Raw genomic sequence first — 16,547 nt, 5'->3', positions numbered from 1 at the left:
GTTGTAAATAGTATAAGACTATTTGATAAATTCAATTTTCTGGGCTTCTTCAGCATTTACGCTATCAAAGAAACCTTGCTCGTGCATCCATTCATCACTGAACACTTTGCTCATGTATCTTGAACCATGGTCAGGGAAAATAGCAATTACGTTACTTTCTGCTGTAAACTCTCCTTCTTCTGCATATTGTTTAATGGCTTGCAAAACTGCTCCTGAAGTGTAGCCTACGAATAAACCTTCTTTCTTAGCGATTTCTCTAGTTGCGTGAGCACTTTCTTCATCGGTTACTTTTGTAAATTTATCGATGATGTCGAAATCTGTGGCCGATGGAATCAAATTTTTCCCCAAACCTTCTATTCTGTAAGGATAAATTTCCTTGTTGTCGAATTCTCTTGTTTCGTGGTATTTTTTCAAAACCGAACCAAAAGCATCCACTCCTAAAATTCGGATGTTTGGATTTTGTTCTTTCAAGTATTTAGCCGTTCCGGAGATGGTTCCTCCAGTTCCGCTACAAGCAATTAAGTGGGTAATTTTTCCGTTGGTTTGTTCCCAAATTTCCGGACCAGTAGTGTTATAGTGTGCATCAATATTCAATTCATTAAAATATTGATTGATGTAAACTGAGCCTTTGGTTTCCTCATGAAGACGTTTTGCTACATTGTAATAGGAACGTTCATCATCTGCCGAAACGTGTGCGGGACAAACATAAACCTTTGCTCCTAGACTACGCAACATATCAATTTTGTCTTTTGATGATTTTGAACTAACCGCCAAAATACAGTTGTAACCTTTTATAATACTTACCATTGCTAGACTGAATCCTGTGTTACCAGAAGTAGTTTCGATGATGGTATCGCCTGGAGTTAGAATTCCTCTTTTTTCGGCTTCTTCAATAATATAGAGTGCAATTCTGTCTTTCGTAGAATGTCCAGGATTGAAGGCTTCTACTTTTGCGTAGAAATTACCTTCTAGACCTTCGGTAACCTTCTTAATTTTGATAAGGGGCGTGTTACCTATTAATTCCAAGACATTATTGTAAGCTTTTATTTCTTCTTTCATAAAAAAATAGTTAATCAAGGTGCTTCATTGAATTTTTGACGACCTCAAATCCTTGCAAATTTAACAAAAAAAATCGAATTACTTTTCAATTCCCTCTAAATCTAATAAAAAAGTAAACTCCTTAGCCAATTCTTTCAGGGCTTCAAACCTTCCAGAAGCGCCACCGTGTCCGGCATCCATATTGGTATCGAGGAATAAAAGTTTTTTATCAGTTTTTACAGCTCTTAATTTTGCCACCCATTTAGCTGGTTCCCAGTATTGTACCTGAGAATCGTGCAGTCCAGTTGAAACGTACATATTTGGATAGGCTTTAGCGGTAACATTATCATAAGGCGAATAGGACTTCATATAATCGTAGTATTCTTTGTCGTTTGGATTTCCCCATTCGTCGTATTCTCCCGTTGTTAATGGGATAGAATCGTCTAGCATTGTCGTTACAACATCCACAAAAGGCACTTGAGCGATGACTCCGTTGTATAATTCTGGGGCCATATTCACAACAGCTCCCATCAATAATCCACCTGCCGAACCACCTTCTGCATACAAATGTTCTGGTGAAGTATATTTTTGTTCGATTACAAATTTGGAACAATCGATAAAATCAGTAAATGTATTTTTCTTTTTCAAGAGCTTTCCATCTTCATACCATTGTCTTCCTAAATCTTCACCACCTCTGATATGAGCAATTGCATAAACAAATCCTCTATCCAAAAGGCTCAATCGGGTTGAAGAAAAATAAGCATCCATACTGGCTCCATAAGAACCATAAGCATAAAGCAAAAGTGGATTCTTACCGTCTTTTTTCAATCCTTTTTTGTAAATCATTGAGATTGGCACTTTTGTTCCGTCAGTTGCTGTAGCCCAAACCCTTTCTTCGGTATAATTTTCTTTTTTGAATTTTCCACCTAAAACCTGTTGCTCTTTCTTTACCTCTTTTTCTTTGGTCTTCATATTGAAATCAATTACAGAAGAAGGCGTATTCAAAGATTGATAACTGTAGCGAAGGATATCGGTGTCAAAATCAACATTTGTTGCAGTATAGGCCGTATAGGTTTCGCTCTCAAAAGGCAGATAATACTCCCCTTTTCCGCTCCAAGGCATGATTCGGATTTTGTTCAAACCGTTATTTCGCTCCGAAACCACCAAGTAATCTTTGAAAATATCAATATCTTCTAACAGCACATCTTTTCTGTGTGTAATAACATCTTTCCAGTTTTCTTTAGAAGTAGCATTTTCAGGCGTTTTCATCAATTTGAAATTGGTTGCCTTGTCTTTATTCGTTACGATGTAAAAGCTGTCGCCGTAATGCGAAATGCTGTATTCCAAACCTCTAACCCTTGGTTGGAAAATCTTGAATTCAGCATCCGGAGTATCTGCCAAAAGGGTTCTGAATTCGGTTGTAAGCGTACTTCCAGATTCAATTACAATATATTTTTTAGATTTCTCTTTGCTGATGGATACATTGAAGGTATCGTCTTTTTCATCGAAAATCAATACATCTTTTTTAGCATCGGCTCCTAATTTATGTTTAAAAACCTTATCCGAGCGAAGTGTTACTTTGTCCTGGGTCGTATAAAAAATGGTCTTGTTGTCGTTTGCCCAGATCCCTCTGCCGTCTACATTTTCAATTTTATCCGATAGAATTTCTCCTGTTTCTATATTCTTGATTTGTAGCGTATAAATTCTTCTTCCAACAAAGTCAGTGGAATACACTACGAATTTATTATCAGGGCTTACACTCATTCCTCCCAATTGAAAAAATGACTTTCCTTTTGCCAGCTCATTGCAGTTAAAAAGGATTTCTTCTTTTGCCGAAAGGCTTCCTTTTTTACGGGAATAAATCGGGTAATCTTTTCCTTTTTCGTAACGTGTAATATAGTAATATCCGTTGTGCAAATACGGTACAGATTCATCGTCTTCCTTGATTCTGCTCTTCATTTCCTCAAACAAATCCTTTTGGAATTGCTTTGTATGAGCCGTCATTTTATTGTAGTAATCGTTTTCTTTATTCAGGTAGTCAATAACTTCTGGATTTTCCCTGTCATTTAGCCAATAGTAATTGTCAATTCGCTTATCACCGTGTTTTTCTATCGTTTTGGGAATTATTTTAGCTATTGGAGCGGGTATGTTTTCTGCCATTTTTGAATCGTTTTTTTTAGAACAAGAAGTTGCAAAAATAAAGCAAAGACTCCCTAAAGCATACAGGTTTTTCATTAAATTATTTTATAGTTTATAACAATGCAATTTAATAAATTTGTCACATAAACAATTTTAAAATTATAAACAATGTTTGGAGACCTAATGGGAATGATGGGCAAATTGAAAGAAGCCCAGCAAAAAGTAGAAGAAACAAAATTGCGCTTAGACACCGTATTGATTGACGAACAAAGCAACGACGGATTGTTTAAGGTAACTTTGACGGCAAATCGGAAAATAAAATCTATTCATATTGACGATGCCTTATTGGAAGACAAAGAACAATTGGAAGACTATTTCGTACTAGTTATGAACAAAGCCATCGAAAGGGCTACTCAAATAAATGAAGCCGAATTGGCTGCAGCCGCACAAGACGGGATGCCGAATATTCCAGGAATGGATATGTTTAAATAAAACCATGAAACAACTCCTTACCCTAATCGTTTTTATTGCAAGCATAACCTACTGCAACGCGCAAACCATTCTTGCACAAAAAGGGACATTCACATCGGCAACAAACGAGAAAATTGCTTTTGAGAAAATTCAGATTATTGGAAGTGATTTTCACTATATAGAACCCGCTACGGGCGAAGAAAAGAAAGTAGCTATCAAGACTGTCAAAGTAGTTGAAGATGAAAACTACAAGCGCGTTTTCACCAATAGAAGTATCATTGTTTCCAGTGAATTTTCTTCACAAGGCATTGTGCAAGAAAAAACGCTTACAGACACCATTGCAACAGCCAGAACACAGCTTCCAAAAAAAGAAGAAGTTGTGGCTTCGGAAAATGGCTATCCTGTTGGAATCTATTATACCAAAGATGATTTCATTAGAAAAGTACCCAACTCTAGAGCCGTAATCGTACCAAAAGAGCTAGTAGGCTGGGAAAAAGACGAGTTGACAGGCATTCCGGACAACTGCTATTTTTACCTCGCTAGCGAAGATACAAGGATCAAGAAGGTGTTTGCCATTTGCTACAAAGGTTATATCTATTTTCAAGCGCAGGCTATCCTGGACAACCGCCACAAAACAGATAGAGCCCAGACCAATGCTTTTCCCAACGGTTTTTCCAAAGTTCAAATCATGGGCGAGAATTATTTTTATACAGAAGTGGGCCTCGTCAATAAATGGGCACAAGGTCTTGCCTACAGCGGAGGAGTTGCTGGTAGCGTAATGGCTACCGGAATGTACAACCAGAAAGGCATTGTTTGGGATGTAAAGAATCAAGAATTCAATATCTTCAAAAACTGCAAAGACTATAACGACTTCATCAAAGACCTTTATCCAGAGGGTGTGCAGGATTGCAAAAACCATCAGCCGGACATTCATAAAGTAAGGCAGGCCATGGAAATCATCAAGTAAAAAGCTGAAAAATACTGCCGTAGCATCGGTTGGAGCTCTTCCGTGTAAAGAATTCCTTCCCGTAGGGTCGGTTCTTGCAATTCTGTGCGCAGAATTCCTTCCCGTAAGGTCGGTTCTTGCAATTCTGTATGCAGAATTCCTTCCCGTAAGGTCGGTTCTTGCAATTCTGTGTGCAGAATTCCTTCCCGTAGGGTCGGTTCTTGTAATTCCGTGTACAGAATTCCTTCCCGTAGGATCGGTTCTTTCAATTCTGTACACAGAATTACTTCCCGTAGGGTCGGTTGGGAATTTCACAAATTATTCATCAATAAAAAGCCTTTTCAGTGTCCAAACTGAAAAGGCTTTTTTTATGAGCGTTTAAAATTACTATAACTCTAAGAGGTAGTTGTCAAAGATAAATGCGGCTTTCGCCAAATTGCCTCAGATAACGCCCATTTGCTAAGTCAGTTTCTGTAGCGCCTCAATAACATAAGTATGCATCACTTCCTTATAGTCCAAATGCGTCACGATTCGCAATTTCCCATGCCCCATCGAGCTGATGTAGATGCTTTTTTGTTTCAATTTTTCAATCAACAAATTCTCACTGACTCCTTTTTTAAGGCTAAAGATTAAAATATTGGTTTCTACAGGCTCTACTTTTTCCACCCAAGGCAATCTCTGCAAGACCACAGCCAATTCCTTCGCACGACGATGATCGTCCACCAATCGGTTGATGTTATTTTGCAAGGCATAAATTCCGGCTGCCGCCAAATATCCCGCTTGGCGCATGCCTCCACCAAATATCTTTCTTACTCGGAAAGCCCTATCGATTGTGGCTTTATCGGAAACTAAAACCGATCCAACAGGAGCTCCCAAACCTTTTGAAAGACAAACTGAAATGGTATCAAAAATCTTCCCGTATTCCTGTGGATTTTCTTTTTTATGAACAAGAGCATTCCAAATTCGGGCGCCATCAAGATGAAATTTCAAATTATTGGCATCGCAAACCTGCTTGATTTTCTTCAATTCTTCCATATCATAGCAAGCGCCTCCCCCTTTGTTTGTCGTGTTTTCTACACAAACCAAGCTCGTTAGTGGACTGTGGTAAAACTCAGGATTATTAATCGCCCCGGCAACTTGCTCGGCAGTAATCATTCCTCTTTCACCATCCAATAATGAGCAAGAAACGCCACTATTAAAGGCTACTCCTCCTGCTTCGTAATTAAAAACGTGTGCCCATTTATCGGCAATCAATTGTTCGCCCGGCTGTGTGAGCAATTTTATAGCCGCCTGATTGGCCATTGTTCCCGACGGAAAAAACATCGCCGCTTCCATCCCGAAGATGGAGGCAACCATACTTTCAAGTGCATTTACCGTGGGATCTTGTTTGTAAACATCGTCACCCACTTGAGCCTGAAACATATAGCGGAGCATTTCCTGTGATGGCTTGGTTACGGTGTCACTAACTAAATTTATTTCCATAATATCAAAAGGATATCTTATTTTTGTGGTTCAACTTCGATGAAATCATTTGAACCGTTTCAAAGCAATTTTATCGCAAAATTACACTAATTTATGACAACTACCGAACAAATTAAAGGTATTGTAGAGCGCCTTGGTGCGTTGAGGAGGTATCTTTGACGTCGATAAGAAATTAATCGAAATCACAAACGAGGAGGAAAAAACCCTTGCTCCTGATTTTTGGAACAACCCAAAAGAGGCCGAAGCTTTCGTTAAAGTACTGCGTTCCAAAAAGAAATGGGTCGAAGATTACAACAAGGCGGTTTCAATGACCGACGAGTTGCAAATTGCCTACGAATTCTACAGGGAAGGCGAATTGACGGCTGAAGAATTGGACGAGCAATACAATGCCACGAATTTGCACATCGAAAACATCGAATTCAAGAATATGCTTTCCGACGAAGGCGATTCGTTGAGCGCAGTTTTACAAATCACGGCTGGAGCGGGCGGAACGGAAAGTTGCGATTGGGCTTCGATGCTGATGCGAATGTACATGATGTGGGGTGAGAAAAATGGTTATAAAATCAAGGAACTGAACTTTCAAGAAGGTGATGTTGCTGGAATTAAAACTGTGACATTGGAGTTTGAAGGCGATTATTCTTTCGGCTATTTGAAAGGTGATAACGGCGTGCATCGTTTGGTGCGAATTTCTCCGTTTGATAGCAACGGAAAGCGCCATACTTCGTTTGCATCGGTTTACATTTATCCTTTGGTGGATGATACAATTGAAATCGATATTAATCCAGCCGATATTGAAATCATTACTTCGCGTTCGAGCGGTGCAGGTGGACAAAACGTTAACAAGGTGGAAACCAAAGTACAATTGTTTCACAAGCCAACGGGAATCCAGGTGCAATGTTCGGAAACGCGTTCGCAACAAGACAACCGACAAAGAGCTATGCAGATGCTTCGTTCTCAATTATACGAAATTGAGTTGAAAAAGCAGATGGCCCAACGAGCAGATATTGAAGCAAGTAAAATGAAAATCGAATGGGGATCGCAAATCCGAAATTATGTGATGCATCCTTATAAATTGGTCAAAGATGTAAGAACAGGACACGAAACAAGCAATGTTGAAGGTGTTATGGACGGCGATATCGACGAGTTTTTGAAATCCTATCTGATGATGATGGGACAACACGAAGAAGAATAAATAAAATATCAAAACCTACATTTCTATGATTTGTAGGTTTTGTTTTTTATAGCCATTCTATGAGCGAAACCCCTATTCCTATTGTAGTTTGTACGTTATTATAATCAATTAATGTTTCGCCAAAACCATGCGAAATTTGCAGATAGCCTTTTAGATTTCCTTGAATCGGATAGGACCATGAAAAGGTGCCACTTCCGCGAAGTGTGGAATCAAAATGGAGGTTATGACTTCCGATAAAGGAGAAAACATTTCCATTCTTCGTATAAATAACATTCAAATCACCTCTTCCGATATATTTTGAAATATCGGGATTGTCGTCCTTTGTAGCTCTTAATCGTAACCAAGGCCGAACATAGAAACTCCAATCACCACTTTCGAAACCTGCATGAAAAATAATCCGATTCCAACTTCTTGAAAATGGCAGGCTTTTTCCATTGGATTCATGGTTGAAAGCCACGCCAAACATTCTTGTTTGCACACCAAGAAAATTAAAATTCAACGGAAAATTCAAGATGATTTCGGGCTCATAATTGATTTCCCTGAATGGTCTTGAAAGTGAATTATTGTACAACTGCCAGTGCGATTTCTGCGTGTAAGCCACCCACAGGTCGCCTTTTCCCCAGAGAACGTTTTGCAAAACTTTCGTCTTGAAACTCAATTGAAATTTGGCTTCTATATTGTTGTAATCTGTTCCGGGTTCGGCAACATAATCGGGATTTCCATTACCTGAATAGGGTGTTTCATTGGGTAGCGATGACCATCTGACAGGCAAAACAAAAATAGGTTTATAGGGTGTAACCAAAAAAGTACCTCTAACGGATGTGGTATCTAACTCCCATCTTTCGGTCATGGTTCGGAGTTCATTTTTATTGTTTACAAGTGCTTGGATCTGTGCATTTACTGCCAATGGAAATAATAAAAGTAAAATGCTTTTCTTTATAAAACTCATATCATAAGAGGGGATTTAAACAAATGTAGCTGTTTCGAGTAGGATTTTATTTATAACATTTTACGAATTAGTATTAATTTAATGTAATGGATACTAAATTATTTGGAAATACAGTTCTATTATGGTTTATTTGGTAAAAATTAATCAAACCAATTTTACACTTATATGAAATCATTCACTGTTCAGGAACTAAATGACCTATTGAAAGGGGAACTTGTAGGAAACACTACTCAAACTATAAATGCCCCCGAACAATTGGAACTAGCCAAGGATAATGAGATTTCATTTATTGGGAATAAGAAATATGAGAAATTATGGGAAGCTTCGAAAGCTAGTGTTGCCGTTGTGAACCAGGATATTTCTATTGAACCAGGTGAAAACAGGGCTTTCATTAAAGTAAAAAATGCCGATCTGGCAATGTCCCAGATTTTGGAATTATTTGCTCCTGCTCCACCTCAATTTCATATCGCTATCCATCCAAGTGCTGTAATTGACCCAACTGCAAAAATTGGCAATGGATCAAGAGTTGGTGCGGGAAGCTATGTAGGTCCGAATGTTGTCATTGGAGAAAACACAACCATCTATCCGAATGTTACCATTTTGGATGAATGTACGATTGGAAGCAGAACCATCATTTGGTCGGGAACTGTTGTGAGAGAGAGATGTCATATCGGAAATGATTGTATTCTGCACCCAAATGCTACTATTGGTGCCGATGGATTTGGTTTTAGGCCTTGTGCTGAAAGAGGTTTGGTAAAAATTCCTCAAATAGGAAACGTGATTATTGGTAATGGTGTTGAAATTGGTGCCAATTCTTGTGTCGATAGAGGCAAATTTAGTTCGACTGTTCTTGGAGACGGCTGTAAAATTGACAATTTGGTTCAGATTGGACATAATAGCAAGTTGGGTAAATTCTGTATTATGGCTGGAAACAGTGGACTTGCAGGTTCTGTAACCCTAGGAAACGGTGTTATTATTGGCGGAAGCGCTTCGATAAAAGACCATACAACAATTGGTGACGGCGCAATTGTAGGAGCTGGTTCTGGAGTAACAGGCGATATTCCTGCTGGAAAAACAATGCTGGGTTATCCTGCAATTGAAGCCAGAGATGCCTTGAAACAATGGGCAATTTTGAAAAGATTGGTAAAAGAATCTTGCACTAAATAGATTAAATATAAAAACAAAAAAAATCCGTTATTTCTAACGGATTTTTTTTGTCTATAATTTATTTAGAATAAGCTGATAGTGTAATATACAATTGCTGCAATTATTGCCGAAACAGGAATAGTTAAAATCCAAGCCCATAGCAAATTGATCGTTACTCCCCAACGAACAGCTGAGATACGTTTTGTTACACCAACTCCAATGATACTTCCTGTAATGGTATGTGTTGTAGATACTGGAATTCCGAAATGCTCTGAAAGATATAATGTCATAGCACCAGCCGTTTCAGCACTCACACCTTCTAAAGAGGTCACTTTTGTAATCTTAGATCCCATCGTTTTTACGATTTTCCATCCACCACTCATGGTTCCTAAACCAATAACTGAGAAACTCACAAAAGGAACCCAAGCATAATCATTTACGAAATATTTAAAGGTATCCGGTGCGTTGATGTAGTTCGGATCCATATCAATTTTCAAATGGTAGTAGATGACAGCTGCACCAATAATACCCATAACTTTCTGAGCATCATTTGCTCCGTGTCCTAAACTGAACAAGGCAGAAGAAACCAATTGCAATCTTTTGAACCATTTATCGGCCTTACTCGGGTTGGCTTTCCTACAAATAACCATAATCAAAATGGTCAAAAAGTAGGCTATCGTCATACCGATCAGTGGCGCTAAAAAGATAAATGCTATCGTTGGAATAACTTTTACATAATTAATAACGTCAACACCTTGTACTGCCAAGGCACCAGCGTGAGCCAAAGCAGCTCCCATAAATCCACCCAATAAAGTATGTGATGAAGAAGATGGAATTCCTAATTTCCAAGTGGCAAGGTTCCATACAATTGCAGCAATAAGTCCGGCAAAAATCACTTCAAGTGTGATGAAATTTTCGTTTACTGATTTTGCAATCGTGTTACCGATTTTAAATTCTCCAATCCAATATTTTGAAATAAAATAAGCAAGGAAGTTAAAAAATGCAGCCCAAACAACTGCTTGAAAAGGTGTCAGCACCTTTGTTGCAACAATTGTTGCTATAGAATTTGCCGCATCATGAAAACCATTAATGTAATCAAAAATCAGAGCAAGTATTATAATGATGATAAGTAGCGTCATAAAAATAATTTCAGGATGAAATTGATTGTATTAAGAATGCTTTACAGCGATTGATTCTAAAACGTTGGCCGCACTTTTACATTTGTCAGCCGCAGTTTCCAATACAGAAAGTACTTCTTTGTATTTGATGATTGTTTTTGCATCTGTTTCATTTTCGAAAATATCTGCAACCGCCTTATCATAAACCGTATCCGATTTATTCTCTAATTTATTAATTCTAGCGCAAGCATCCGTAATGTTCTTGATTTTCTTGAAATTACGCAATTCTTTCACTGCTACATCAATATTCTGACAAGCTTCAAGGTTGATTTCTGTCAGCTTTCTGATTGATTTTGTAATCTTATCAACGTGGTACAATTTCATTCTACTTGCAGCACCGTGGATGTTTCCAGCAATATTGTCAATTGCAGTACTCAAAGAATAAATATCTTCTCTATCAAAAGGAGTGATAAAGTTACTGCTCAATTCCAAGTTCGTTTGTCTTGCGATGTCCTCGCCTATTTGCTCTAATTCTTCAATTTTTTGAAATAGTTCATTTCTTTGTTCCAATGGAAGGTTTACTACTTCGTGCAAAGCCGTAGCCATTAAAATTAAATTACTGGTAGCTTGTTCAAATAAGGGAAAGAATTTTTTATCTTTCGGAACAAAATACTGGAAAATGCTGTTTAGAGACATAAAATTAGTTTTTTTTACTCGGCAAAGGTATTCTTTCAATGTTAAGATAACATTAATTTAATATCAATTACTAGTTACGCAAATCAAATAAATTAACCTTCATAACTCTACGATTGAATATTTTTATATTTCAAACGTTTTCGTATTTTAGCAATCCTAAAAATTACCAATAAAATTAAGGATTCATAACCTTTTTATATCTAACACAAAACAGCAATATGGACATTAACTTCAATAAAAACGAAGACCACAACAGACTTTTATTATCTGATTTAAAGCAAAAAACTGCGAAAGTTAAATTAGGCGGAGGCGAAAAGAGAATAGAAAAATTACATGCCGAAGGTAAAATGACCGCCCGTGAGCGCATCGATTATTTGCTTGACAAGAACAGTAAGAGTATTGAAATTGGAGCTTTTGTTGGTGAAGGAATGTATGCCGAACACGGAGGCTGCCCTTCTGGTGGTGTTGTGATAAAAATTGGATATATAAAAGGAAAGCAATGCATTGTGGTAGCAAATGATGCTACGGTAAAGGCTGGTGCGTGGTTTCCTATCACTGGAAAGAAGAATCTTCGTGCACAAGAAATCGCGATGGAAAATCGTCTTCCTATTATTTATTTGGTAGACAGCGCTGGAGTTTACTTGCCCCTGCAGGATGAAATTTTCCCAGACAAGGAACATTTCGGACGCATTTTTAGGAACAACGCCATCATGAGCAGTATGGGAATTACCCAGATTGCAGCCGTTATGGGAAGCTGTGTTGCTGGTGGAGCGTATCTTCCAATCATGTCTGATGAAGCTCTGATTGTGGATAAAACCGGAAGTATTTTCCTTGCCGGAAGCTATTTGGTAAAAGCCGCAATTGGTGAAAGTATCGACAATGAAACCCTTGGTGGAGCAACAACACACTGCGAAATTTCTGGAGTTACAGATTATAAAGCCAAAGACGACAAGGATGCTTTGGACAAGATTAAAAAAATAGTTGACAAAATTGGTGATTATGATAAGGCTGGCTATAGCCGAATCAAGGCTGAAAAACCAGCTTTGGATGAAAAGGAAATCTTCGGAATTCTGCCAAAAGCAAGAAACGAACAATACGATATGATGGAAATCATCAATCGATTGGTTGATAATTCTGAATTTGAACCTTATAAGGATGGTTACGGACAAACCATTATCACGGGTTATGCTAGAATCGACGGTTGGGCTGTTGGAATTGTAGCCAATCAACGAAAAGTTGTAAAATCTAAAAAGGGTGAAATGCAATTTGGTGGCGTAATTTATTCTGATTCAGCCGACAAAGCAACACGTTTTATTGCCAACTGCAACCAAAAGAAAATTCCATTGGTATTTGTTCAAGACGTGACCGGATTTATGGTGGGTTCAAAATCGGAACACGGTGGCATTATTAAAGACGGTGCCAAAATGGTAAATGCAGTTTCCAATTCGGTTGTACCTAAATTTACGGTTATCGTTGGGAATTCTTATGGTGCAGGAAATTATGCCATGTGCGGAAAAGCATACGACCCAAGATTGATTTTTGCTTGGCCAAGTGCAGAGCTTGCCGTAATGGGTGGAACACAGGCGGCGAAAGTACTGGCACAAATTGAAGCTTCTTCATTAAAATCAAAAGGCGAAGTTGTAGATGAAGCCAAGGAACAAGAGTTGTTTGATAAGATCAAGGCAAAATACGACGCTCAAGTTTCGCCCTATTATGCTGCTTCAAGGCTTTGGACCGACGCTATTATCGACCCACTCGAAACCAGAACTTGGATTTCTATGGGAATTGAAGCGGCCAACCACGCTCCTATTGAAAAGCAATTCAACTTGGGCGTGATTCAGGTTTAAGATTCAAAATATTTCAACATAAATGGTTTTCACTGTACAAATAATGTATGCTGAAAACCATTTTTGTTTATTTTTGATGCAACCATTACAATAAAACGAACGTCTTTAAATGGTATCAACCCATTACAATATGAAAAAATACTTTTTGGCTTCTTGCCTTGCGCTATTCCTTGCGAGCTGTTCATCAGTTGAAAACCACAACCGAAAATTAAACGAACTCAAATCTGAAAAAGATTTAAAGAAAGACGTTGACTATACTTATAAAAAGCTGAAAAGAATGCATCCAAATTTGTATTGGTACATCAGCAAGGAAAAATTAGATTTTAAGTTTGACAGCTTGAAAACGACCATCACACAACCTATGACGAGCTTTGCTTTCTATAAAAAAATTGCGCCAATTGTCAATGAAGTGCGTCAAGGACACATGATGGTATATCCTGACACGAAGCAATTGACCAAAAAGGAAACCAAGGAATTAATCAAGAAAGGAACCGGACCATTCTCTCAATTTGAATTTCAGATTTTTAATGATAAGATGTATGTCGTTAAAAACAATTCGAAAGACAAATCAATCAAAGCGGGTTTTGAGGTTGTAGGCATTGACGGCAAAAATACAGCTGATTTATTGAACGATTATAAAAACCTTTTCACTTCCGATGGTTACAACAAAACATATTATAAATACAAGCTGGGCAAAGGCTTCGGAGGTTTTTATACCAATGAAAATGGTATTAAGGACAGTTTGCTTTATAACTTTAAATACAATGATTCTGTAAAAACGGTTTGGATCAAACGAAAAGCAAATGATACTGCAAAAGTAGCCGTAAACGATACAGTGAAAACCGAGGTACCCAAACCCTTGGAAAAGATTGTCCTCACGAAAGCCGAGAAAAAAGCAAAAAGAAAAGCCGAACATCGTAAGAAAAATATTTTCGGTTACAACGATGAAACCAAGCTCTACAACAGAAACTTGAAATTCATTGAAGCCGACAGCAGCGTTGCGGTAATGAAAATCAATGCATTTGCGATAGGGAATCATTATGCGTTTTACAAAGAAAGTTTTGAAAAAATAAAGAAAAACAAAGCCGAAACCTTGATTATCGATTTGAGAAATAATCCTGGCGGAAGACTTAGCGAAATTGCCGAATTATATTCCTACCTGACCGATACCACGATGGTTTTTACCGATAAATCCGAAGTGGCTACCAAAACAAGTCTTTTAAAGGGCGATTATTTCAAAGGTGGCAGTATAGGTATGAAGGCCCTTAAAGGAATTTTCTATCCGCTGTATATAGGTTATACTTTCTTTAAAGTGAAAAAAGCCGATGACGGTAAGTTTTATTACGCAACGAGTGATTCAAAACCGCAGAACAAAAAAGCAAATGCTTTTGAGGGAAAAATATATGTCCTTATCAATGGCGGAAGTTTCTCGGCTTCCTGTATTTTATCATCTAATTTGCAAGGGGCAAAACGCGCCACTTTCGTGGGAGAAGAAACCGGCGGTACCTACAATGGAACCGTTGCCGGAAGAATGCCTCTCATTAAATTACCAAATTCTAAGTTGAAGGTACGTGTAGGATTAATGCGTATCTCGCCACATTACAAGACCGATGTTGAAGGCCGTGGAATTTTTCCAGATGTGGCCATAACTCCTACTTTGGAAGATAGAATTAAAGACATCGACCCGGAAATGAATTGGGTAATGGAGGATATTAAGAAACATCAGAATAGTCAAACAGCCAGCAACAACTAATATGACAAGAATATTCATCATAACTATTCTACTACTTGCAAATCAAATTGCAGCACAAGAATTCACCCGAAAAGATTCGCTTCAAGGCGGTTTTTCGTTTGAAAGGATGTGCTTTGACGTGCAACGTTATGATTTGAATATTACTATAAATCCAGATGAACGCTCAATTGTTGGCTATAATGACATCACTTTTAAAACGGTAAAGGAATCCAAAACCATCCAGCTCGATTTGTTTGAGAACATGCAGGTGGACAGTATTGTTTATGATCATAAAAGACTTGACTATAAAAGAGAATTTGGAGCCGTTTTCATTTCTTTTGAAGAAAAATTACCCGTGGACGGTTCCGATAAAAAACTACGTTTTTATTATTCTGGAAAACCTGTCGTGGCTAGAAATGCGCCTTGGGATGGCGGTTTTGTTTTCGACAGAGATAAAAACGGAAAGCACTGGATTGGTGTTGCCGTTCAAGGAACTGGAGCCAGCTTGTGGTATCCCGTGAAAGATTCGCAAAGTGATGAACCAAACATGGGTGCTTCCATAAAAGTGGCGGTTCCTGATGATTTGATGAATGTTTCCAACGGCAGATTCATCCGCAGTGAGGAATTAAAAAATGGCTATACTTCCTGGCTTTGGGAAGTGAAAAATCCTATCAATACTTATAATATCACAGTCAATATTGGCGACTATGTTCACGTTCATGACAATCATAAGGACTTGGATTTGGATTATTACGTTATCCGTGGCAACGAAGAAAAAGCGAAGAACCATTTTGAGGAAGTAAAACCGATGATGGACTGCTTTCAATCGAAATTTGGGAAGTACCCTTTTTCGGATGATGGCTATAAACTAATTGAAACTCCTTATTTAGGTATGGAACACCAAAGTGCTGTTTCTTATGGAAATAAATATAGAAAGGGTTATCTAGGAGGCGACACTTCCGGTACAGGAATTGGGATGCTTTTTGATTATATCGTAGTGCACGAAACGGGGCATGAATGGTTTGGAAACAGTATTACTTCCCGCGATATTGCCGATATGTGGATCCATGAAGGCTTTACAACTTACTCAGAAACCGTTTTTGTAGAATGCCTCTATGGCTACGATAAAGCGATGGAATACATCAACGGACAAAAGAATCTGGTTGCTAATAGTCGGAAAATAATTGGTGCCTATGGTGTGAATGATTCGGGACCGACGGATAAATATTATAAGGGATCGCTGTTGCTGAATACTTTGCGGCACGTTGTTGATAATGATGATAAATGGTGGAAAATGATTCTTAAATTTTCTGAAAATTACCGTCATCAAATTATTGATACGGAGACTGTGGTGGCTTTTTTTAATGCCGAAAGCGGTATGGATCTCGCTCCTATTTTTAATCAATATTTGAATTATAAGGACATTCCTGTTTTTGAAATTAGAAAAAACGGTAAAGCTTTTCAATACCGATGGAAAACGGATCTAGCTTCTTTTAAAATGCCGGTTGATGTAATCTTCAATAAAAAGAAAATCAGGCTGATTCCTACCACTACTTGGAAAAACCTCAACCTTAAAGTCAAAAAGTCAAACGATATCAAAGTCCTCACCGATCAGTTTTATATTGCGGTTCGCTACTAGCCATCCTTAGCTTGGTTTTTACTTTTTAGAAGCGCAATTCCATATTCTATTAGGCTTTGGCAGAAAACAATGCTCCGTTAAGCTTGTTTCCACTCCTTGTTTTAGTCTCTTTTAAAATTCCTCTGATTTAGACCCAAGCATCTTATGTTTTA

Annotated in this window: 13 protein-coding genes; 7 read left to right on the top strand and 6 right to left on the bottom strand. The window is 38.0% G+C overall.

Annotation, left to right across the window (positions count from 1 at the left end):
• Nucleotides 1-18: 18 nt before the first annotated feature.
• The gene (locus ACI6PS_RS01890; protein WP_421010847.1) at nt 19-1,059 is read right to left on the bottom strand and encodes a PLP-dependent cysteine synthase family protein; all 1,041 of its coding nucleotides are present in this window, start codon (nt 1,057-1,059) and stop codon (nt 19-21) included.
• 78 nt (nt 1,060-1,137) lie between these two features.
• A complete protein-coding gene (locus tag ACI6PS_RS01885; RefSeq protein WP_421010846.1) occupies nt 1,138-3,198 on the bottom strand; it encodes a S9 family peptidase in 2,061 nt (686 codons plus the stop codon).
• A 147-nt stretch (nt 3,199-3,345) separates the two neighbouring features.
• On the opposite strand from ACI6PS_RS01885, the gene ACI6PS_RS01880 reads away from it, so the two are divergent.
• Together ACI6PS_RS01880 and ACI6PS_RS01875 are read left to right on the top strand one after the other, a co-directional pair.
• Nucleotides 3,346-3,669, top strand: a complete 324-nt coding sequence (locus ACI6PS_RS01880; RefSeq protein ID WP_421010845.1) for a YbaB/EbfC family nucleoid-associated protein — start codon at nt 3,346-3,348, stop codon at nt 3,667-3,669.
• Between the two features lie 4 nt (nt 3,670-3,673).
• A complete protein-coding gene (locus ACI6PS_RS01875) occupies nt 3,674-4,615 on the top strand; it encodes a hypothetical protein (protein ID WP_421010844.1) in 942 nt (313 codons plus the stop codon).
• A gap of 438 nt (nt 4,616-5,053) precedes the next feature.
• Here ACI6PS_RS01875 and ACI6PS_RS01870 read toward each other — a convergent pair whose 3' ends face one another.
• Nucleotides 5,054-6,076, bottom strand: coding sequence for a threonine aldolase family protein (locus ACI6PS_RS01870; RefSeq protein WP_421010843.1), 1,023 nt, complete (start codon nt 6,074-6,076; stop codon nt 5,054-5,056).
• A 93-nt stretch (nt 6,077-6,169) separates the two neighbouring features.
• On the opposite strand from ACI6PS_RS01870, the gene prfB reads away from it, so the two are divergent.
• Nucleotides 6,170-7,268 (top strand): peptide chain release factor 2 gene (gene prfB / locus ACI6PS_RS01865; protein ID WP_421010842.1). Its coding sequence is split into 2 segments (ribosomal slippage): nt 6,170-6,232 and nt 6,234-7,268, totalling 1,098 coding nucleotides; the frame shifts between segments, so codons are not numbered across the junction.
• 46 nt (nt 7,269-7,314) lie between these two features.
• Here prfB and ACI6PS_RS01860 read toward each other — a convergent pair.
• Nucleotides 7,315-8,217, bottom strand: coding sequence for a phospholipase A (locus ACI6PS_RS01860; RefSeq protein ID WP_421010841.1), 903 nt, complete (start codon nt 8,215-8,217; stop codon nt 7,315-7,317).
• A gap of 165 nt (nt 8,218-8,382) precedes the next feature.
• Here ACI6PS_RS01860 and lpxD point away from each other — a divergent pair, with 165 nt between their 5' ends.
• Nucleotides 8,383-9,384, top strand: a complete 1,002-nt coding sequence (gene lpxD, locus ACI6PS_RS01855) for a UDP-3-O-(3-hydroxymyristoyl)glucosamine N-acyltransferase (protein ID WP_421010840.1) — start codon at nt 8,383-8,385, stop codon at nt 9,382-9,384.
• Between the two features lie 62 nt (nt 9,385-9,446).
• Here the strand turns inward: lpxD and ACI6PS_RS01850 are convergent, their stop codons facing one another.
• Nucleotides 9,447-10,502, bottom strand: coding sequence for an inorganic phosphate transporter (locus tag ACI6PS_RS01850; RefSeq protein ID WP_421010839.1), 1,056 nt, complete (start codon nt 10,500-10,502; stop codon nt 9,447-9,449).
• A 30-nt stretch (nt 10,503-10,532) separates the two neighbouring features.
• Nucleotides 10,533-11,177, bottom strand: coding sequence for a DUF47 domain-containing protein (locus ACI6PS_RS01845; protein ID WP_421010838.1), 645 nt, complete (start codon nt 11,175-11,177; stop codon nt 10,533-10,535).
• Between the two features lie 218 nt (nt 11,178-11,395).
• Here ACI6PS_RS01845 and ACI6PS_RS01840 point away from each other — a divergent pair, with 218 nt between their 5' ends.
• From ACI6PS_RS01840 to ACI6PS_RS01830, 3 genes are all read left to right on the top strand, one after another.
• Nucleotides 11,396-13,024, top strand: a complete 1,629-nt coding sequence (locus ACI6PS_RS01840; RefSeq protein WP_421010837.1) for an acyl-CoA carboxylase subunit beta — start codon at nt 11,396-11,398, stop codon at nt 13,022-13,024.
• A 130-nt stretch (nt 13,025-13,154) separates the two neighbouring features.
• Nucleotides 13,155-14,777: a S41 family peptidase gene (locus tag ACI6PS_RS01835; protein ID WP_421010836.1), complete on the top strand. Its 1,623-nt coding sequence runs from the start codon at nt 13,155-13,157 to the stop codon at nt 14,775-14,777.
• 1 nt (nt 14,778) lies between these two features.
• Entirely contained in the window at nt 14,779-16,395 is a 1,617-nt protein-coding gene (locus tag ACI6PS_RS01830) for a M1 family metallopeptidase (RefSeq protein ID WP_421010835.1), read from the top strand.
• The last annotated feature ends 152 nt before the right edge of the window (nt 16,396-16,547 follow it).

The organism is Flavobacterium sp. PLA-1-15, from assembly GCF_049060005.1.
Lineage (GTDB): Bacteria > Bacteroidota > Bacteroidia > Flavobacteriales > Flavobacteriaceae > Flavobacterium.
Note: the sequence above shows the minus strand (reverse complement) of the source record. Positions and strands in the feature narration are given on the sequence as shown.